Origin of the sequence: Paenibacillus sp. S-12 (assembly GCF_030363895.1) — a bacterium.
Taxonomy (GTDB): domain Bacteria; phylum Bacillota; class Bacilli; order Paenibacillales; family Paenibacillaceae; genus Paenibacillus_B; species Paenibacillus_B alvei.
This window is the reverse complement of the sequence record NZ_JASIUF010000004.1, coordinates 39,290-58,454: the sequence shown is the minus strand read 5'-3', so window position 1 is coordinate 58,454 and position 19,165 is coordinate 39,290. Positions and strand designations below refer to the sequence as shown.

General features: G+C 47.5%; 19 protein-coding genes and 1 tRNA gene. 5 read left to right on the top strand and 15 right to left on the bottom strand.

From position 1 onward, the window contains the following. Positions 1 to 16: 16 nt before the first annotated feature. Together NO352_RS02545 and NO352_RS02540 are read left to right on the top strand one after the other, a co-directional pair. Positions 17 to 1,084, top strand: coding sequence for a M23 family metallopeptidase (locus NO352_RS02545; protein ID WP_268599237.1), 1,068 nt, complete (start codon positions 17 to 19; stop codon positions 1,082 to 1,084). Between the two features lie 27 nt (positions 1,085 to 1,111). Then, positions 1,112 to 1,519, top strand: coding sequence for a bactofilin family protein (locus NO352_RS02540; RefSeq protein WP_262866973.1), 408 nt, complete (start codon positions 1,112 to 1,114; stop codon positions 1,517 to 1,519). 118 nt (positions 1,520 to 1,637) lie between these two features. On the opposite strand, the gene ispG is transcribed toward NO352_RS02540, so the two are convergent. The 5 genes from ispG to NO352_RS02515 form a co-directional block, all read right to left on the bottom strand. Beyond that, the gene (ispG, locus tag NO352_RS02535; RefSeq protein WP_005547310.1) at positions 1,638 to 2,735 is read right to left on the bottom strand and encodes a flavodoxin-dependent (E)-4-hydroxy-3-methylbut-2-enyl-diphosphate synthase; all 1,098 of its coding nucleotides are present in this window, start codon (positions 2,733 to 2,735) and stop codon (positions 1,638 to 1,640) included. Positions 2,736 to 2,778: 43 nt separating this feature from the next. Further along, on the bottom strand, positions 2,779 to 4,026 hold the full coding sequence (gene clpX, locus NO352_RS02530) for an ATP-dependent protease ATP-binding subunit ClpX (protein ID WP_005547308.1): 1,248 nt from the start codon (positions 4,024 to 4,026) through the stop codon (positions 2,779 to 2,781). 13 nt (positions 4,027 to 4,039) lie between these two features. Further along, complete coding sequence (gene clpP, locus NO352_RS02525) at positions 4,040 to 4,636, bottom strand: ATP-dependent Clp endopeptidase proteolytic subunit ClpP (RefSeq protein WP_005547306.1); 597 nt, start codon at positions 4,634 to 4,636, stop codon at positions 4,040 to 4,042. A gap of 353 nt (positions 4,637 to 4,989) precedes the next feature. Continuing rightward, positions 4,990 to 6,276, bottom strand: coding sequence for a trigger factor (gene tig / locus NO352_RS02520; RefSeq protein WP_005547303.1), 1,287 nt, complete (start codon positions 6,274 to 6,276; stop codon positions 4,990 to 4,992). Between the two features lie 172 nt (positions 6,277 to 6,448). Next, a complete protein-coding gene (locus NO352_RS02515) occupies positions 6,449 to 7,399 on the bottom strand; it encodes a hypothetical protein (RefSeq protein ID WP_268599238.1) in 951 nt (316 codons plus the stop codon). Positions 7,400 to 7,655: 256 nt separating this feature from the next. Here NO352_RS02515 and NO352_RS02510 point away from each other — a divergent pair. Further along, positions 7,656 to 7,732 (top strand) — tRNA-Arg (locus NO352_RS02510). A 156-nt stretch (positions 7,733 to 7,888) separates the two neighbouring features. On the opposite strand, the gene NO352_RS02505 is transcribed toward NO352_RS02510, so the two are convergent. From NO352_RS02505 to NO352_RS02495, 3 genes are all read right to left on the bottom strand, one after another. Beyond that, positions 7,889 to 8,017 carry a hypothetical protein gene (locus NO352_RS02505; protein ID WP_005547207.1) on the bottom strand — a complete coding sequence of 43 codons (129 nt, stop codon included), beginning with the start codon at positions 8,015 to 8,017 and terminating at the stop codon, positions 7,889 to 7,891. 73 nt (positions 8,018 to 8,090) lie between these two features. Beyond that, positions 8,091 to 8,441: a hypothetical protein gene (locus tag NO352_RS02500; RefSeq protein WP_005547205.1), complete on the bottom strand. Its 351-nt coding sequence runs from the start codon at positions 8,439 to 8,441 to the stop codon at positions 8,091 to 8,093. After that, on the bottom strand, positions 8,428 to 8,754 hold the full coding sequence (locus NO352_RS02495) for a hypothetical protein (protein WP_268621089.1): 327 nt from the start codon (positions 8,752 to 8,754) through the stop codon (positions 8,428 to 8,430). The genes NO352_RS02500 and NO352_RS02495 overlap by 14 nt, the downstream gene beginning before the upstream one ends. A gap of 205 nt (positions 8,755 to 8,959) precedes the next feature. Here NO352_RS02495 and asnB point away from each other — a divergent pair, with 205 nt between their 5' ends. After that, the gene (gene asnB, locus NO352_RS02490; protein WP_289354856.1) at positions 8,960 to 10,807 is read left to right on the top strand and encodes an asparagine synthase (glutamine-hydrolyzing); all 1,848 of its coding nucleotides are present in this window, start codon (positions 8,960 to 8,962) and stop codon (positions 10,805 to 10,807) included. Positions 10,808 to 10,906: 99 nt separating this feature from the next. Here the strand turns inward: asnB and NO352_RS02485 are convergent, their stop codons facing one another. The 4 genes from NO352_RS02485 to NO352_RS02470 form a co-directional block, all read right to left on the bottom strand. Beyond that, positions 10,907 to 12,214: a homocysteine synthase gene (locus tag NO352_RS02485; protein ID WP_005547200.1), complete on the bottom strand. Its 1,308-nt coding sequence runs from the start codon at positions 12,212 to 12,214 to the stop codon at positions 10,907 to 10,909. A 206-nt stretch (positions 12,215 to 12,420) separates the two neighbouring features. Next, positions 12,421 to 13,080, bottom strand: a complete 660-nt coding sequence (locus NO352_RS02480) for an XTP/dITP diphosphatase (RefSeq protein WP_289354855.1) — start codon at positions 13,078 to 13,080, stop codon at positions 12,421 to 12,423. Then, positions 13,064 to 13,849, bottom strand: coding sequence for a ribonuclease PH (gene rph / locus NO352_RS02475; RefSeq protein ID WP_005547193.1), 786 nt, complete (start codon positions 13,847 to 13,849; stop codon positions 13,064 to 13,066). The genes NO352_RS02480 and rph overlap by 17 nt, the downstream gene beginning before the upstream one ends. Positions 13,850 to 13,930: 81 nt before the next feature. Further along, entirely contained in the window at positions 13,931 to 14,998 is a 1,068-nt protein-coding gene (locus tag NO352_RS02470; protein ID WP_268599240.1) for a GerMN domain-containing protein, read from the bottom strand. A 274-nt stretch (positions 14,999 to 15,272) separates the two neighbouring features. Here NO352_RS02470 and NO352_RS02465 point away from each other — a divergent pair, with 274 nt between their 5' ends. Continuing rightward, the gene (locus NO352_RS02465) at positions 15,273 to 15,824 is read left to right on the top strand and encodes a phosphatidylglycerophosphatase A family protein (RefSeq protein ID WP_005547188.1); all 552 of its coding nucleotides are present in this window, start codon (positions 15,273 to 15,275) and stop codon (positions 15,822 to 15,824) included. 4 nt (positions 15,825 to 15,828) lie between these two features. Here the strand turns inward: NO352_RS02465 and NO352_RS02460 are convergent, their stop codons facing one another. The 3 genes from NO352_RS02460 to NO352_RS02450 form a co-directional block, all read right to left on the bottom strand. Then, positions 15,829 to 16,800, bottom strand: coding sequence for an MBL fold metallo-hydrolase (locus tag NO352_RS02460; protein WP_268599241.1), 972 nt, complete (start codon positions 16,798 to 16,800; stop codon positions 15,829 to 15,831). 103 nt (positions 16,801 to 16,903) lie between these two features. Further along, positions 16,904 to 17,641 carry a class I SAM-dependent methyltransferase gene (locus tag NO352_RS02455; RefSeq protein ID WP_268599242.1) on the bottom strand — a complete coding sequence of 246 codons (738 nt, stop codon included), beginning with the start codon at positions 17,639 to 17,641 and terminating at the stop codon, positions 16,904 to 16,906. A gap of 236 nt (positions 17,642 to 17,877) precedes the next feature. Beyond that, on the bottom strand, positions 17,878 to 19,014 hold the full coding sequence (locus NO352_RS02450) for a glycosyl hydrolase family 8 (protein WP_289354854.1): 1,137 nt from the start codon (positions 19,012 to 19,014) through the stop codon (positions 17,878 to 17,880). Between the last annotated feature and the right edge of the window lie 151 nt (positions 19,015 to 19,165).

Here is a 19,165-nt window from a genome sequence, read left to right as displayed (position 1 = left end):
GAGGAATCCTTGCAATATGGCGCAAGCAAACGATCGCCGCTGGACGTGGATGCTCATGCGCGGGCCAAATCGACCCGTTATACAATACAGTGTTCCAACCGTTGTTGTTAGGCTTGTTATGTTTATTGTCATTGGCGGAGTTGGCGCATTATTTCTTTCGTTGGTTATTCAGCGCTTTGCCATGCATGATATTGTTGTACGTCATGCACAATTGGAACAGGAACTGCAGAAGAAAGATCAGCTGTTAGCTGATATGGACAAGCAATTAACCATTATTACCGCCTCTTCCAACGATATGAAACAACGAATGGACAAGATATCTCAATGGGAGCAGCAGCTGCAATCTTACTTACAAATACCGACCGGCACTGGCCGGCAAAAAAATAACAATTCAATATCCAAAACAAGTCATTCAACGACTAACTCTGCAGCCTCCAAGCAAGAAACTGCCTCCCTTCCTCCTCTGCCGCTCGGCGGCGAGTATATCATGCTTCCAGCAACGAAGTTGTCTCCACTGCTATCCCCTGCCACAGAGAGCAAGGGCATTATTCCACCTGCCTCTCCTCTAGCAGCATGGGTAAGTATGAGCAAGCAGTTGCAAGACATGAATAAGAAGCGGCAGGAATGGGAGCAATCCATGCCCCAGTTATTTAAAAATGCAAACGCCTTCCAGCGGCAATTGAACGCTACGCCTACTTTATGGCCGACAGAGAGTACGCGTATTACGTCCTTATTCGGGGAGCGAAGCGATCCATTCCAGCGCAGTGAAGCTTTTCATGCAGGCTTGGATATTGGAGGAGATACAGGGGATCCGGTATACGCAACTGCCGAAGGGGTTGTCCTTGCATCAGATAGAGATGAATTGAAAGGAAATTATATCATCATTAGCCATGGGAACGGACTTACAACCCGATACTTGCACTTAAGTGAAAGAATGGCAGCAAGCGGAGATAAGGTGAAGAAGGGAACACAGGTTGGCAAGGTTGGCACAACCGGTCGCAGTACGGGGCCACATTTGCATTTTGAAATTCGCAAAGACGGCGAGCCAATCGACCCAACCACTTATGTGGGTACGCCTGAATAAAAGCAATCAGAAAGGAAAGGAGCAGACATGTTCGCAAAAACATCTTCCGGCAAAAAAACAATCGGTACAGACACCTTAATTGGGCAAGCGACTACAGTGGAGGGCAAGCTGGTATGTGAAACTGATCTGCGGATTGAGGGGACAATTACTGGAGATGTTCACTGCAGCCAAAACGTGATTATAGGGGAATCTGGCAAGGCTTACTCGAATATTCATGCTTCCAGTCTTATTATCGCCGGTCTGATGCAGGGCGATGTCAGCGTAACAGAGACCGTCATTATCGAGAGCTCCGGTAGATTAGAAGGCAATATATTGTGCCGTTCCTTTATCATCAAAGAAGGCGGGAAATTCAACGGCAATAGCCAAATGCAGCAGGACACCACTGCAGTGGCAAACATTTCTACATCTACAGATATCATCACTTCTGACCTATAAATCAGAGACCGTAACAAAATCGTATAAGCACAATAGGAACACCCGACAGCAGCCAACCTGCATGTAGGTGTTCCTATTTTTCGTAAAATAACTGGATTATCTATTTGTCTATTCCCGATTAGTGCTTGCGTCCAGGAATAGTGCCTGTCCGCTCATACTCAGCAACAATGTGGTCGATCTCTTTCTTCAATTCGGAGACAAGCTGATCCTCTGGCACTTTTCGAATCATCTCTCCGTAACGGAACAACAATCCTTCGCCACGAGCTCCAGCAATACCGATATCTGCTTCGCGCGCTTCACCCGGTCCATTTACCGCACAGCCCAGCACCGACACCTTAATCGGAACCTTCACCTTAGAGATATATTCTTCTACTTCGTTCGCAATCGAGAACAAATCAATATCAAGTCTGCCGCAAGTTGGACAAGAGACAAGTGTAGCCGCATTCGAGATTAATCCAAAGCACTTCAGCAGTTCGCGTGCGACCTTCACTTCCTCTACCGGATCCGCACTTAAGCTAACGCGTACTGTTGAACCGATACCAAGCGACAGCAAGGCACCTAGCCCCGCAGAGCTCTTAATCGTACCAGAGAACAGTGTCCCTGCTTCCGTAATCCCCAAGTGAAGCGGATAAGGAATCACCTCAGCAGCCTTGGTATACGCAGCTATAGCCATAGGAACATCAGACGCTTTCAGCGAGACAATAATATCATGGAAATCGAGCTCCTCTAGAATTCCGATATGGAACAGAGCACTTTCTACCATGGCCTCTGGCGTTGGATATCCATATTTCTCAAGCAGGTGATTTTCCAGCGACCCTGCATTAACTCCGATCCGAATCGGAATACCGCGTTCTTTGCAGGCCTTCACGACAGCTTCCACTTTCTCACGACGCCCAATATTGCCCGGATTGATCCGCACCTTATCGATGCCGTTCTCAATCGCCTTCAAAGCCAGTCGATAGTCAAAATGAATGTCTGCTACAAGCGGAATGGAGATACGCTTCTTAATCTCCTTAATCGCATTCGCCGCATCCTCATTGTTGACAGTTACACGGACAATCTGGCATCCAGCTTCTTCTAGTCGATGAATCTCTGCAACAGTAGCTTCTACATCTGCCGTCTTCGTCGTGCACATGCTCTGAATGACAACTTCATTGTTGCCGCCAATCGTTACATTGCCTACTTTTACAGCTCTAGTCTGATGTCGCAAATACATGATACATTCTCTCCCATGTCGGAAACGGACGGAAAAGCGCCTATTAGGCGCTTTCCTCTTGTTTCTTATCTGTCGTCAGTTCCGGAATCATTCGTTCTTTCACTACTTGCTCCGTAATGACACACGTTGTTACATCGTCGCGTGACGGCACCTCATACATCACGTCGAGCATAATGCCTTCGATGATGGCACGCAATCCACGAGCTCCTGTATTCCGCTTAATCGCTTCCCGAGCAATGGCCTCCAATGCTCCAGACTCGAAGTCAAGCTTCACGTTGTCCATCTCCAGAAGCTTCTGGTACTGCTTCGTCAGTGCATTCTTTGGTTCGCTCAAAATACGAACCAGTGTATGCTCATCAAGCGGCTCCAATGTCGAGATAACTGGAAGACGACCAACGAACTCTGGAATAAGACCAAACTTCAACAAGTCCTCTGGAAGTGTCATCGTCAAATATTCGCCAGGCTTCAAGTCCTTCTGACCGCCGTCAGCATTGAAGCCGATAATTTTCTTACCTACACGACGCTTGATAATTTGTTCCAGTCCATCAAATGCACCGCCGCAAATGAACAAGATGTTCGTCGTATCGATTTGGATAAATTCTTGGTGCGGATGCTTGCGTCCACCTTGAGGAGGAACGGAAGCAACAGTGCCTTCCAAGATTTTTAGCAATGCTTGTTGTACGCCTTCGCCGGATACGTCGCGCGTAATCGAAGGGTTTTCGGATTTGCGGGCAACTTTATCAATCTCATCGATGTAAATAATGCCGCGCTCCGCCTTCTCTACGTCGTAATCTGCAGCTTGAATCAGCTTCAACAAAATATTTTCAACGTCTTCGCCTACATAGCCTGCTTCAGTAAGCGATGTTGCATCAGCTATCGCGAATGGCACGTTCAAGATTTTAGCCATAGTCTGCGCCAAGAGCGTCTTACCGGAGCCGGTAGGCCCTACAAGCAAGATGTTACTCTTTTGCAGTTCTACATCCTCAATCTTATTCTGTGTGTTGATCCGCTTATAGTGGTTATATACCGCTACGGACAACGACTTCTTCGCTTGCTCTTGACCAATAACATACTGATCCAGAATAGCACGAATTTCCTTTGGCTTTGGAATGTCTTTCAGATCGACTTCCTCTTCGTGACCGAGCTCTTCCTCTACGATCTCATTGCAAAGCTCGATGCACTCATCACATATATATACGCCAGGACCGGCAACCAACTTGCGCACTTGTTCCTGCGACTTGCCGCAGAACGAGCATTTCAATTGCCCCTTCTCATCATTAAATTTAAACAATCGGTGTCCCCCCTTACTTCAAACCCGGGCTTGCCGGATGCAAAACTTGGTCAACAAGGCCGTATTCCTTCGCTTCATCAGCGCTCATGAAGTTGTCGCGATCCGTATCGCGCTCAATCTTCTCGATCGGCTGACCTGTGCGTTCCACATAAATCTGGTTGAGCTTATGTCTTGTCTTCAAGATCCAGTCTGCGTGAATCTTAATGTCGGACGCTTGACCGCGTACACCACCAAGCGGCTGGTGAATCATAATCTCACTGTTCGGCAATGCGATACGCTTGCCTGGCGCTCCAGCTGTTAACAAGAGCGAGCCCATACTGGCAGCCAAGCCGACGCAAATTGTAGATACGTCCGGTTTGATATGCTGCATTGTATCGTAAATTGCCATGCCGGCCGTAACTGAACCGCCCGGTGAATTGATATACAAGAAAATGTCCTTCTCTGGATCATCTGCTTGGAGGAACAGCAATTGCGCAATGACGCTGTTCGCTACGTCATCATCGATGGCGCTGCCCAGAAAGATAATGCGATCTTTCAGCAGACGCGAGTAAATATCATAAGAGCGTTCGCCGCGATTTGTCTGTTCGATGACCATCGGGATTAAATTCATGGTACCGACCTCTTTTCTTTACATAGCTTTACATTTTTATTTTAACATTTTCTGACCGTGGTGTCATTTTTACACCGATTACCATTATTGTATGTGCGGCAAATGCCCGTAATCCCTACAGATAAGCTCTATATTACAGCTCATCCACAGACGGAATTCACCTAATATGTTACATATTGATTATGTACACCCATAATAGGGTGGTGAAACGTTATGTGGTCAATCAAAGAACTTACAATTCACAAACTTTCGCCAAGCAGGTGGTAAAAAATAAGGCACGCCCTTGAAAGTAACGTGCCTTATCCTGTTACGCCACGCCCGCATTTTCCATGCGTTGCGTAGCCGATATGCAATTAATTTTTGCTATTGTCCACGATGAATTTAACTGTTTTGCGAAGAGCTGCCTCTTCACGCAAGTTTTCGAGCGTACCGTTTTTCTCCAAGATTGTGCGAATTTCCTCCGCAGAACGTTGGTAGGAAGCTGCCATTTTGTCAAGCTCTTCTTGAAGCTCTTCATCGGAAATCGTGATGTTTTCCTCTTTAACGATTTGCTCAAGAACGAGGTTGTTTTTCACACGCTTGTTAGCCTCTATTTGCATTTGCTCGCGCAAGTCTGCAATAGTTTGGCCGGACAAAGTCAAGAACATGTCCATGTTCATGCCTTGCATGCGAAGACGGTTGTCCAAATCTTTTACCATGTGCTGAATTTCAGTTTCGATCATCGCACGTGGAATTTCTACTTCTGCGTTAGCAGATGCTTTTTCAACGAGTTCAGCTTCACGAGTTGCTTCCAGTTCGCGTGTTTTGCGTTCTTTCAACTGTTTTGTAAGATCAGCTTTGTACTCATCCAAAGTTTCGAACTCGCTAACGTCTTTAGCGAACTCATCGTCAAGCTTAGGAAGCTGCTTGCGCTTGATTTCATGAATTTTCACTTTGAATGTTGCAGGCTTGCCAGCCAAGTTTTCTGCATGATAGTGCTCAGGGAATGTAACTTCAACGTCTTTGAAGTCGCCTGTTCCAAGGCCAACCAATTGATCTTCAAATCCAGGAATGAACGTATTAGAGCCAAGCTCCAATGTGTAGCGCTCACCTTTGCCGCCTTCAAATGCTTCGCCATCAACGAATCCTTCGAAGTCGATAACAACGCTGTCGCCTTTTTGTGCTGTTTCTTCATCAACGATAACGAGTTCAGCATGACGCTCTTGCAGACGCTTCAACTCAGCGTCAAGCTCTTCTTCAGTAACTTCAGCTTCCTTAGTTTCCACTTCAAGACCTTTGTAGTCTCCAAGCTTAACTTCAGGCTTAACAGTTACTTTTGCTTTGAATTTGAACGTTTTGCCTTTTGCAAATTGTTCAACTTCGATTTCCGGCTGATCAACCGGTTGGATGTTTGTTTCTTTTACAGCTTGTGTGTAAACTTCACCCAAGATGATGTCAATTGCATCTTGATACAAGCTTTCCACACCATATTTAGCTTCGAAAATTGGGCGAGGTACGCGACCTTTACGGAAGCCTGGAACGTTTACACGCTTTGACACTTTTTTGAATGCCAAGTCCAATCCTTCTGCTACGCGATCTTCATTAACCTCAACTTCTAATACCCCAACGTTCTTCTCTATTTTTTCCCAAGTTGCTTTCATTTTATGCCTTCCCCTCCAAAAAAGATCATGGCTAGAGTGTACCTACCATAACACGTCCTGAATAACCATTTTAGTATAGCCGACTATGATAACTTTTTCAAGGAGTGCATCATTCCTACATTCACCCTCCTTGGAAAGCGCTATCGGCCGCCTGTTGCTTAGCATCCGGATCCTATGATTGCACGCGCAAGGATCGATTCAGCGATCGAAGTGCAAGCTCATATTGGACGCGCATCTCATTACGAATGCCGTACAATTGCTTTACTTCCACTTCTTCATCTATATGCAGCATTCGAGCTATGATAAAGTGCAGGGCTGCTGCCCATGCGACTGACTCCTCCTGCCCATGCTCACACAACTTCTCGTAAGCGGATGAACCGTAAATATGCTTCACATATTGCTGCCATAGCTCTTGAGCAAAATAGGCTAATGACGGCTCTCTTACAGAGGCAGCCTCGTTCACGCGCTCTGCGGGTGCCTTCGCCGCTGCCGGGAACGCCGTATAGTCAAGTGGCGTATCCTCTACTCGAACGTTCAACCATTCCTGCCCGCGAGGGAATCGAATTTCGCCATGCATCCCCCTCCGCTTCAAGACTTGAAGAATTCCGAACTGAAGCAAAGAGCTCAGTTCCTCCTCCTTCAGCAGTTTGACCAGAGCTTCGTCAATCCCCGCATCTTCTGCTGCCGCAAGCTGCTCCAGCACAAGAAGTTTACGATCATCCATTTCCCCATCCGCAAGTGTCGCGAGCAATCGTTCCATATATTGTCCATCTGCATTCAACTTCTGCTGAAATTGACGTCGCAGGATATCTTGTTCGGTTTCTTCCGATTCCTCTTCTGCAGTTGATTTCGTCCAGCCGGCTAATCCCTCTGGTATGTCCAGTTCGCGAGCATCTCTCTCTGCTTCTGGAAACGCCGATACGAGCCATTGAAGCAGCGCATCCCACTCTTCCCGAATCCGTGCATCCTCGCCATCACAAGTCAGCAGGAATTGAAGAAGGGCAATGGCTTCACCGTAGCGTTCAGATTCCAGCATCCGTGTTAACTCAATTTGGTAATAATCATGAGTTTTCGGAAATAGGATAACGTTGTTCCTGGACGGCTCTTTGTAATCTTCTGACATACGAACACCTGCTTTCTGTACTGCGCCTATATATTGCAAAAATCTCTGCTATGTATGCAACTGTATCAATTTATTCAGGCAAGTCTCTTATACGATGCATTATATCATACTCGCCCTTTATCCTGCGCGGTTGCCACGAGTGCTTTCCTGCACATCCAACTGTAAATATGATAGGTAAAATATTTTTTGATTTTTATGTTGCTAAAATTCAAATTCTTTGCTACAATCATACATGTTCTAAATTTACTTAACTTATGTCCCAGTAGCTCAGCTGGATAGAGCAACGGCCTTCTAAGCCGTCGGTCGGGGGTTCGAATCCCTCCTGGGACGCCATTCATTGCTTACAATATACATGAGCAGCCTCGCAGAGCCTAACTTGGTATGTGAGGCTTTTTTTATATCCCCAAAATCTCTACGGACATCTAACTGCATAAGAGGCCCTGCATATCGCAGAGCCTTGAATAATTGCGCTTCATTTCAGAATCCAGCTTATTTATTGTGAAACTCCCAATGGTTCTTTTCGCCCGGATGCTTGAAGTTCTTCGACAGAACCGCATCCGCATGTTTCTTCTGATGCGCATATTTATTGCCCTTATTTTGCTTGAATTGTTCTGGCATATTTACTCACCTCCCTTCATCGTACATCAATCACCTTAGTATGAACACGATGATAAGAAGCAAACCAAGTTGTTTACCAATTCATTTGGAACAAGTCGTCAACCGCTTCCCGTACCTCACTCGATCCAAGCACTGCATCTACGATCGAATCCCGGTCGCTGCAGCTAATTTCGTTATTATTGATAAATGTCTCTGCAGCCACTTCCTCAAAGGCATTATGCAAATTATTGTCGTACCAGTCTGCTTCAAAATGTGAATCATTGCGCAGCAAGCGAACAATCTCATAACCGCCATTTTGTACAGGAGCCACATACGCAAGCAGGGGAGTCTCCTTGTCATCATCTGGGATAAGTCCTACTTCTGCACACAGACGCCCTTCGATTTCAACCGGACGGCGAAATTTTGCAGCCTTAAATTCCATCATTGTCTTCGCTCCTCACTTCTCGTATTTGCTCCACAAATTGCTTTGTTTCTGTGGTTCCGAATTTGTGTATGTAGGCATATACACTATTGAGGTTTTGCTGATACGGCTCGTTAATCATGTCATTCGATTTGCTTGTAAATAACATGAAGCTGTATACTTGATCCGTTTCGGCGTCTCCCACCCCATTCAGCAGCCTTTGAAGCTCATCCCTTTCTGCCTCATTCACATGGACTACAAATTCATAATCACCCGCATCTTGTTCCGCAACAACAGAACGATTCTGTACGGATACATAATAAGGTCGGCGCTCCATTAAGCACCTCCTTTCCTTAATAGAACCATTGCTTCGCTTTGTTTAGATCAGGTTTCAGCTTTTAAGGGAAGCTTTTTTTATCATCTCCCGATGGACATACATCTTATGCCGATTTGCGCATACCCATGGTATTATCTCAATCTTCCAGCATACCGGTATTCGGTCTTCCGGGTGGACAGATTGGTGCGGAAAGGATGAACGTAACATGTGTGGAATTACAGGATGGATTGACTGGAACCGTGATTTGGCCCAATGTTCCGACGTTATCGAGCAAATGACCGAAACATTATCTTCTCGGGGCCCTGATGCGAAGGGAACATGGATAACCGGTCCATGTGCACTGGGACACCGGCGCTTGTCTGTTATTGACCCAGCTAACGGCGCCCAGCCGATGATTCGGCACACGGAGCATGGCGTGTTCGCGATTGTGTATAATGGCGAGCTGTACAATATGAGGGAATTAAGATCGGAGTTAATGAGCCGAGGACATTTATTTGTAACACAGTGTGATACGGAAGTGCTGCTTGTAGCCTATCTGGAATGGAAAGAAGCATGCGTAGAACGGTTCAACGGCATCTTTTCTTTTGCCATATGGGATGAAGCTGGAAAGCATTTGTTCATGGCCCGCGACCGGCTTGGGGTGAAGCCTCTATACTATTCTCAAGGTGAAGGATGGTTCGTATTTGGTTCCGAGCCTAAGGCGCTGCTTGCCCATCCGGACATTGAGCCTGTCATCAGCTTAGAGGGAGCAGCTGAAATATGGATGATCGGGCCTGCCCGAACTCCAGGACACGGCATCTATCAAGCAATGTCAGAGCTGCGTCCAGGTCACACCTTGCAGTATAATCCAGATGGCCTGCGCATCCGCAGTTATTGGAAGCTGGAGAGCACTCCGCATGAAGAGGATGCCGAACAAACAGCCAAACATGTGCGCGAACTTCTGGAGGATACCGTTGAACGCCAGCTTATTTCTGATGTTCCTGTATGTACCTTATTGTCAGGAGGATTGGACTCAAGCGCGCTAACCGCCCTAACGGTTCAACATTATAAGCGTCACAAGCTTGGTCAGGTGCATACGTATTCGGTGGACTATGTGGATAACGACCTTTACTTCCAATCTCACGCCTTTCAACCAAATGCGGATGAGCCTTGGATTCGACGAATGGTAGAAGAGCTCGGAACGACTCACCATTGGATTCAATTTGATACCCCTGAGCTCGTTGCTTCGCTTGAGCACGCGGTAAGGGTTAGAGACATCCCGGGCATGGCCGACATTGACGGTTCATTGCTTTTATTTTGCAAAGAAATCAAGAAAGGCGCCACTGTCGCACTCTCTGGTGAAGCTGCTGACGAAGTATTCGGCGGATATCCTTGGTTCCACCGGAAAGAGGCGCTCAATGCCGGGACATTCCCTTGGGCGCTTGCTACGCCTCTCAGAGCCAGTTTGTTGAAGCCTGAGGTCGCTCATTTGCTCCGCGCAGAGCAATATGTAGCTGACCGCTATGCAGATGCGGTGCGCGAGGTGCCTGTATTGCCCGGAGAAGAGGCTCAAGCCGCGAAAATGAGAAATATGTCCTATCTCAACATTACCCGCTTCATGCCAACCTTGCTGGATCGCAAAGACAGAATGAGTATGGGCGCTGGTCTCGAGGTTCGCGTCCCATATACCGATCATCGGCTCGTCCAATATGTATTCAATATTCCATGGAACATTAAAACTTACGGCGGACGGGAGAAAGGGATCTTGCGAAAGGCGCTGGAGGGCGTTTTGCCAGATGATGTCCTCTATCGCAAAAAGAGCCCTTATCCAAAAACCCACAATCCAAATTACTTGAATACGGTTCGCCGACTGGCACTTGAGAGATTGGATGACCCTTCATCCCCACTCCATCAATTTGTCAATGCAGAACGAATACGGACGATTGCCGCTTCCGAGGAAGCAAGCTCAAATCTGCCTTGGTTCGGCCAGCTGATGTCTGGCCCTCAATTATTCGCTTATCTGCTGCAGGTAGATGCATGGCTGCGAGAATACGGCATCCGTGTAGCATGGTAATCTAACACTGAAATGCTGGTACCCACTGGCTTCCAACAAAAAGACACACGGTAAACGCTGCAGCGTACCGTGTGTCTTTCTTCATTTGTACATCGATTCTTATTTTACTGAGGCAGGCTGACTCGCGCGAATCGCCTGATCCAAATCATACAAAATATCGTCAATCGATTCCGTACCGATAGATAAACGTATAAGTCCTGGAGTTACACCGGCAGTAATTTGCTCCGCTTCATTCAATTGCTGATGCGTCGTACTTGCTGGATGGATGATGAGCGACTTGGAATCGCCTACATTGGCGAGATGAGAGAAGAGTTTGACATGATTTATTACCTGCCGCCCCGCTTCGATTCCACCCTTGATCTCAAATGTCAAAATCGCACCCTGTCCCTTAGGCAAATACTTCTGTGCCAACTCATAGGAAGAATGGCTTGATAGGCCGCTGTAGCTGACCGACTGCACCCCTTCATGCGCTTCCAAGAACTGAGCTACCTTCAAAGCATTCTCGCTATGGCGCTCCATGCGCAGATGAAGCGTTTCGAGCCCCTGCAGAAGCAGGAATGCGTTGAATGGAGAGATCGTAGCCCCCATATCACGCATCAATTGTACACGAGCCTTAATAATATATGCAATTGGCCCGACTGCATCCGTATACACTAACCCATGGTAGCTAGAATCTGGCTCTGTCAATCCAGGGAACTTATCAGTGGCAGCCCAATCGAACTTGCCGCCATCCACGATAATCCCGCCAATCGAAGTACCGTGGCCGCCAATGAACTTCGTAGCGGAATGTACGACAATATCCGCACCATGCTCAAGTGGACGAAGCAGGAATGGACTCGGGAACGTATTGTCCACGATGAGTGGAATGCCATGCTCGTGTGCTATATCGGCCACTGCCTCGATATCCAGTACATCGCCCTTAGGGTTGCCAATCGCCTCCGCATACAGCGCCTTTGTCTTATCCGTGATCGCCTTGCGGAAGTTTTCCGGATCACTGGAGTCAACGAAGCGGACTGTAATGCCAAGCTTCGCCAATGTCGTTGAGAATAGATTGTAGGTTCCGCCATACAGACTCGTCGCAGAAACAATCTCATCTCCTGCTCCCGCGATATTCAAAATGGCATACGTGATCGCAGCTTGGCCTGATGCCGTAGCCAATGCCGCTGCCCCACCTTCCAATGCGGCTACACGCTTCTCAAATACATCTGTCGTTGGATTCATCAGCCGTGTATAGATATTGCCGAATTCCTTCAAACCAAATAAATCTGCAGCGTGATCGGTATCTTTGAAAGTGTAAGACGTTGTTTGATACAACGGGACTGCACGCGATAGTGTAGTCGGGTCGACCTCCTGTCCTGCATGTACAGCCAATGTTTCCAAGCCAAGTTCACGTGGCGCTTCACTCATCTTCATCAATCCTCCTTCGTCTTATTGCCCATAATTTTCTCATATTTTTCCGTTGTTGGAAAGTATAAAATCTGAGTATTTTGATAAGAAAAAAAGGACACCTAAACTGGTCATCTAGTCAGGTGCCCTTCGCTGAAAGGTTTTTGCTTTTAATTTTCTTATCTTTGTTGTGTCATCACGCTTCGAAATACGCTCGATTGACATGGTTACACTTGTGAGTGCTCCTTCTGCAGTACATCAAGTAGCATACGAATTGCATTTCCACGATGGCTAATGCTCTGCTTCTGCTCCGGAGTCAGCTCCGCCATTGTCTTGCCGAATGCAGGAACGTAAAATAGCGGATCATAGCCGAAGCCATGTTCCCCGCGCGCCTCGTCCAAGATGAACCCATCACATGTACCGGTCACATCGACATACTGCCGCTCTGCAGGATCATACAGTACTAGGCAGCAAACGAATTGCGCAGCACTAAGCACATGCTCCGAAGCTTCTCCCAGCTTATCGTGCTCCACGCGGCGAGCAGGCAGCTTCTTCAGCTCCTCAAGAAGCTTAGCATTATTCGCCTGCGTATCCCCGTGCCCACCGGCATATCGTGCGGAGTATACGCCAGGCGCACCAGCTAAACGTTCTACACAAAGGCCCGAATCATCAGCAAGAACAGGAAGTTGTATCGCTTCTGCCACTTCCTTAGCCTTCTTGAGCGCATTCGCATTGAAGGTATCCCCATCCTCTATCACTTCAGGCAATTGAGGATAGTCGGCCATACTGAGCACACGCTTGCCGAGCGAGGCGAAGGCAAGCTGAAATTCCTTTAGCTTGCCTTGGTTGCTGGTTGCAACAATAATCGTATCACTTGCTAGATGCATGTCCGGCCGCCTCTCCGCGTTCTAACGCTGCTCGTGCAGCAATCTTGTCCGCAATTGGGCCGAGTGCCTCCTTCTGCATCTCAACAAGCTCCAAGATTCCCTTCTCCGCAATGGCCAGAAGCCCGTTAAGCTCTTCGCGCGTAAATGGACTCTCTTCCCCTGTACCCTGTACTTCGACGAACTTGCCCTGACCTGTCATCACGACATTCATATCAACCTTCGCCGTGGAATCCTCTTCATAATTCAAGTCAAGCAGCGTATTTCCTTGGATCACTCCAACACTAACCGATGCAAGAAAATCCGTTATCGGATATTTATTTAATGAATGCTGGCTCGCTACTTTATGAATCGCCATTGCCATCGCAATAAAGGAGCCGGTAATGGAAGTCGTACGCGTACCGCCATCAGCCTGAATAACGTCGCAATCAAGCGTTATCGTTCTTTCACCTAATGCATGCAAATCAACAACCGAGCGCAATGCCCGTCCGATCAACCGCTGGATTTCCATCGTACGACCGGTTAGCTTGCCTCGATTCGCCTCACGCTGGTTGCGTGTCTGCGTTGCACGCGGGAGCATTGAATATTCCGCTGTAATCCAGCCTTTGCCTTGCCCCTTCATAAAAGGAGGAACTTTCTCGTCAACCGTAGCCGTGCACAGCACCTTCGTGTCGCCTACTTCAATGAATACGGAGCCTTCCGCGTATTTGTTCGTGTTAGTTCGAATCGTAACTGGGCGGAGTTCATCCGCCTTTCGTCCGTTGCTTCTCATTTAATAGTGCCTCCTACATTTCCACTGTCGTCCGTAAAAAGTAACATCCCCTATTCTACCAAAGAGCTTGGCGAAAAGCATCTATCCTTTCCAAGCCATGTTCACAACAGGCCGCGAAACCGGCTCCGAATAGTTTATCTTGTCTGTTCCTTGAATATCCACATCGCCATTGATTTTCAACTTCACCTTCTTCACGCCCTGGCGCTCTGTAAGGGATAGAACGACAGCCTTAACCAACTCCGCAGGGACTTGATCTCCTTTTTCGAACATCGTGTCTGCCAAATCGATCGTAAGCATATCGCCATCAACCGCAATATCATTTATTTCCGTTTCCTTGGTTGCAACCATGTTCATCGATTTTTTGTCCAACGGTCCCGCTATCATCTGTTCGAGCGTTGTTCTCACTGGATCAGAAGATGGCTCAACCAATCTTGTCACAGGAATAAAGTAAGCTCTTCCCTCTTCGCTGTAGCTTGAGAAATATAAAGTCACCGGCATCGAGTGCAGGTAATTGACCGATAGATCCTTCTCTAAATTAATTCCAATTTGGCGTGACAATGGGGTGTCCATCGGCGTATGGTCAACCGGCATTTCGGTCAGTCTCTTGGAATCCATCCATAACTGCACCTGATCTACATTTGGCAGCGATGTAAGGGTCCAGGCGATAGACTCCATCACCTTACGTTCATCGTTTTTGTCGTATGAAGCAAATTCCTTGGACAGCTCCACCAATGCGGTCTTCTGCTCTGGCTTGAGGGTAACCTTTAAACTCGTCCCCTTCGGAAGGGTAGCGGTAAATCCCGGAGGCAGCATTCCCTGATGCACACCATCCTTCACAAGCATCTCTAGTGATGCTTGGGCAACAACGGCAGGATCTTCAGAGCTCCATTGATACGAAATGGGCGCCAAATAGCCATGGCGATCTTGAGCGTAAACCGTCATATTTGCTTTCTGCTGCGCTGCATCAGTTGGATTGACAGCACGATCAACCGCACCGCCCTCTCCTCCTGCTGCAGCCATCATTTTGGCTTCCACATCTGCTGGCGGCGGATCGATTGCACCGCTTGTGCCACCACAAGCCGTCAATAGAAAGGGCAGCATCAGTACTGCTGCCAGTACACCTTGTCGAAAATATTTTGTCCGCACCATAAGCGCAGCAACCTCCTCTATGCATCTATCGTGTGATCTGCGGGAGCCTGTCTACCTACATCGTGCATGCATAGGCGTCCCTTCGTCATACCCCTATATATACGATAAGGCTGTCCAAAACATGACCTAGTTTCATACATTGTGGCCTCAAAAAGCAAAAAGGAAGAGTAAGGAGAGAAGGGAATGGGTATATCATTGTCATATACCTTTCTCATGCTATGGTGAAGAATGAGTAGGTAGCATGCAATACGAATCAGAGATCGAGGTGACTTCCATGTCAGAACAAAAAGACACGAGAACAGCCAAAGCCTACAGCCTGGACAGCGAGAAGGTCGAAGCAGAAACACGCGAGTGGCTGCGCAAACGGGGAGTTCGTGTAGAGGATATTGCAGAATTGGTCATGTTCCTGCAGCAGAATTACTTCCCTGAATTGACAATAGACTACTGCATCTACAATGTGGAACAGGTGCTGAGCAAACGCGAAGTTCAAAACGCCGTCCTGACCGGAATCCAGCTTGATATTATGGCAGAAGAGGGCAAGCTTACACCTGCGCTGCAAGAGATGATTGAGAATGATGAAGGATTGTACGGCGTGGATGAAATACTCGCCTTCTCCATAGTCAACGTATACGGAAGTATCGGGTTCACCAATTATGGCTATGTCGACAAGTTGAAGCCAGGTATATTGGAGCGCTTGAACAATAAGGACAGTGGACAAATCCATACGTTCCTCGATGACATCGTAGGCGCAATTGCTGCAGCGGCAAGCAGTCGGATTGCCCACCGCAAGCAGGCAGAGCGTGAACAAGAAATGCAGTCCTTGTAATTCACTAAGATGATTGCCACCTTATGACTTGCTCAGAGTCCGTATTGGCAAGGCCACGACGTCTAAGCTCTACGAGATGAGCAAGAGTCTCACCCATGGCGAAACGGAACTGATGCACCGTTAAACGATCCAGCGTACCGAAGCTGATACAGCACAACTCGTAAGCCGTCATCGGCTGATGAAGCGCGGCCTGCATCTCCTGTAGCCGTGCTTCATGATGCCGGATCAGCTCATCTGTCCGGTTCTTATAATAAGGAAACGGATGCCGGTGTCCCGGAAGCGCCAGTTCAACATCGAAAGCAGCGAGCCGTTCCAACCCAATAAGGAAGGAGTACAGCGGCTCGGGATCACTATTCGGCATAAGGCTAACATTGGGCGTAATTTGCGGCAGAACGTGATCACCGCACAGCATAATGCGCGAATCAGCATGATAGAAGCTCATATGCCCCGGAGCATGGCCACCCGTCTCTATTGGCTGCCAGTAATTATCTCCCAACAGCAATGGTTCTCCATCTCTGATGAAGGACACTTCCGGCAAAGGAGAAACTTGGGGGATAAAGCTATTCATATGTATGCCAATTGATTCTACAACCTCTGCAGGCGCTCCCTGCTTGTGGAACAGATCCTGCATATCCATCGTCATTGCAGCAGTTCCAGCCCACATCCGTTCCACATGTCTCCACCCGATTTCTGATAACCATACTGGTGCAGCTAAGCGCTGCTGAAGCCAGCCTGCCATACCGCTGTGATCTGGATGATAGTGTGTAAGGACGATGGAAGCCGTGTTTCCAGCCTCTATATTCAACTCTTCCATCAGATCAAGCCATGCAGCCTCTGTTTCCTCAGTTCGAAGACCTGGATCGACGATTGTCCATCCGGTTGAGCCTTGCAGTAAATATGTATTCACCCACCGAAGCGAGAAAGGAAGCGGCATTCGAACCAGAAAGATATGCTCATTCACTTGCTGAAACTTCATCTTAGCGTTCCCCCCAGACTAGATTGAGTCAATCACGAACCACGCATGCCATTATTTTCCTATCTTATCATCAACAGTGCTAGCATACCAACATCTCAATATCTCATTCCGGACGGGATCCAACCATAATCATTCGGGAGGAAGTAAACTCATCATATAACGACCCGTCATACCCGCCATATACCCTATCCATATGCAGCCCAGCCTGTTCAATCATCGAATGAAAATCCGCCAATTCATACAAACGAACAATTTCTTCATAATGGCGCCGTTCCCCTGTAGACTCGTCTGTTAGTGTAATCTCCTTCTTCACGAACCCATCCTCAATGAACCGGCGCTCTTGAATGGTTACCTCTTCATCCCTACGCTCCGATTCTGGAACCAGATGCTGTGATACATAGCTTGGATTTAGGAAATCAATAATAAATCGTCCGCCTGGGCGAAGCACCCGATTAATTTCATGGAATACCTTTCCATTGTCTTTGTCCACTTGAAAATACCCAAATGAAGTAAATAAATTCACGACGGCATCAAACGGCCCGCTAACTGGGAGCTCCCGCATATCCCCGGATAAGAAGGTTACTGCATGCATCTCATCTTGCTTAATCGCTTCCTTCAAAAGAACCTCAGATAAATCCACTCCTGTCACCTTGTACCCTACTTCCGCAAGCGCAAGAGAATGTCTGCCCATCCCACAGCATAAATCCAGTACCATCGCTGCAGGAGAAAGCTCCAGCCATTCCATCATCTGATGCACTTCCTTAGCTGCACCCTGAAAATCACGATGCTTATATACAACCAAATAGTCACGACCGAAGCTTCGCTCGTACCATTCTTTCATAACCATTCACCTCAATTTAAGTCTTCACTCCATTGTATCGAGTTGGGTTCGAAATGCAAAGATTCTTGCCTCATCCCTGCTGCAGGGTTTACACATATGATGGAAAAGGACTGCCCGACAGATAAGTAATTATCAGCGCTAGGCAGCCCCTTCCTATTAATTACAAAGGCAAAAAAATTCTTATTCCCTATTCGTTCGATTCCCTATTATTTCCCTTTTCCTTGCACACTTTCGTTCTACTTCCCGGCAGGATTGATTTCAGTGAGCAGTACTTGGAGCTGATCAAACGAATAAGCGCTGTTGTCCTTCTCTTCCACAAAGCCACCGTAATTAGGGGATGAAGGGTGCTGTACAGCAAATGCATACATCCTGTGCTTCAATTGCTCAGCAAGCTCATGCTCATCCTTGTACTGAAGGAGTCTAACCGCAAGCGCATAGACCGATGGGGATTCGAATTCTTCTCGAACACTTCCATCCTCCGCATACACACTCGGAATCTTCCCTTTGTTTCTGCTCCACTCCTGTTTCAGAAATTGAATAGTTGCACTGACATCCTCGCCCTCTTCCGCCAAATAAAGCGCGGTATATAAGGAATCAATCATATTAATTTTCCCTGTTGAGGAAAAGCCTGTAGAAGGATTCCAATTGGCCCTAAACAACCCATTGCCCAAAGAGGAATCCTTCATCAGATTCAAACTGTTCATTCGAACCGTCTCCCACTTCTTATCAAACGCAGCAAGCATCCCCATCGTATGGATATCCATATAAGACATTGTTACACGATCCGAGCGGGATTTGAATTTCCAATCATAGTGATCGAACATGTAATCCTTGCTCACATTGCCATCAAGCAATGCCTTGCTGATCCCCTTCGCGATCCGTCTCGCCTCTTCAATTCCCCATTCCCGATCCGCTTCAAGCAATGCACGTGCAATGCGCAAATCATCGACTGCTGCATTCACCGCCGTCGGATCGTGCCGAGGGGAATACCGCCAACGGATATAGCCCTTGTCGGCTAATAGACGCCGCTGCAAAAAGGAAAACTGATTATCAAACAAATTGCGGTTGTTGATTTGTACCGCATGCAGCAGCATCAAGCCTGTTGATTCAGACAGCATCTGATGATTGGCCGCCTGATGCTCCGATTCGGGCAGATCATCACGTAAATTCGTGAAGATGCCCCCTTCTCCGCTCATCATGTGCTTCGTGACAAACAGCATGAGCGGGGATTCTTGTCCCGTCAGCTGGAGCGGCACTGCTGAAACCTGATTCGTATCTGACATCCATATATGTGCACCCACCCAAATGACTACAGTGAGTAGAACGGCCCCTACTAGCTTCCAAATAGTCGACCGATTTCTATTCTTTTTCAATGGAGATGGCTCCTTCCAAGTGAAATTCCGTTATTTCCGTCTCCTCTGTATTTCTCTTCAAATAAGCTCCGTTGTCCCTATAAGCACAATGCCGGACACTGCCGCTTTAGCAAACCGCACCTAATTGAACTTGCAATGAAGCAAGCCATTG

Excerpts from the sequence above, each read along its gene's own strand:
- tig (WP_005547303.1), bottom strand. The coding sequence starts at position 6,276 with ATGAAAGCAACTTGGGAAAAAATAGAGAAGAACGTTGGGGTATTAGAA.
- NO352_RS02480 (WP_289354855.1), bottom strand. The coding sequence starts at position 13,080 with ATGCATCTAGCAAGTGATACGATTATTGTTGCAACCAGCAACCAAGGC.
- NO352_RS02460 (WP_268599241.1), bottom strand. The coding sequence starts at position 16,800 with ATGAAGTTTCAGCAAGTGAATGAGCATATCTTTCTGGTTCGAATGCCG.
- NO352_RS02500 (WP_005547205.1), bottom strand. The coding sequence starts at position 8,441 with ATGATGGAATTTAAGGCTGCAAAATTTCGCCGTCCGGTTGAAATCGAA.
- ispG (WP_005547310.1), bottom strand. The coding sequence starts at position 2,735 with ATGTATTTGCGACATCAGACTAGAGCTGTAAAAGTAGGCAATGTAACG.
- clpP (WP_005547306.1), bottom strand. The coding sequence starts at position 4,636 with ATGAATTTAATCCCGATGGTCATCGAACAGACAAATCGCGGCGAACGC.
- rph (WP_005547193.1), bottom strand. The coding sequence starts at position 13,849 with ATGAGAAGCAACGGACGAAAGGCGGATGAACTCCGCCCAGTTACGATT.
- NO352_RS02515 (WP_268599238.1), bottom strand. The coding sequence starts at position 7,399 with ATGTCAGAAGATTACAAAGAGCCGTCCAGGAACAACGTTATCCTATTT.
- NO352_RS02545 (WP_268599237.1), top strand. The coding sequence starts at position 17 with ATGGCGCAAGCAAACGATCGCCGCTGGACGTGGATGCTCATGCGCGGG.
- NO352_RS02505 (WP_005547207.1), bottom strand. The coding sequence starts at position 8,017 with ATGCCAGAACAATTCAAGCAAAATAAGGGCAATAAATATGCGCATCAG.
- NO352_RS02485 (WP_005547200.1), bottom strand. The coding sequence starts at position 12,214 with ATGAGTGAAGCGCCACGTGAACTTGGCTTGGAAACATTGGCTGTACAT.
- asnB (WP_289354856.1), top strand. The coding sequence starts at position 8,960 with ATGTGTGGAATTACAGGATGGATTGACTGGAACCGTGATTTGGCCCAA.
- NO352_RS02470 (WP_268599240.1), bottom strand. The coding sequence starts at position 14,998 with ATGGTGCGGACAAAATATTTTCGACAAGGTGTACTGGCAGCAGTACTG.
- NO352_RS02465 (WP_005547188.1), top strand. The coding sequence starts at position 15,273 with ATGTCAGAACAAAAAGACACGAGAACAGCCAAAGCCTACAGCCTGGAC.
- NO352_RS02455 (WP_268599242.1), bottom strand. The coding sequence starts at position 17,641 with ATGAAAGAATGGTACGAGCGAAGCTTCGGTCGTGACTATTTGGTTGTA.
- NO352_RS02540 (WP_262866973.1), top strand. The coding sequence starts at position 1,112 with ATGTTCGCAAAAACATCTTCCGGCAAAAAAACAATCGGTACAGACACC.
- NO352_RS02495 (WP_268621089.1), bottom strand. The coding sequence starts at position 8,754 with ATGGAGCGCCGACCTTATTATGTATCCGTACAGAATCGTTCTGTTGTT.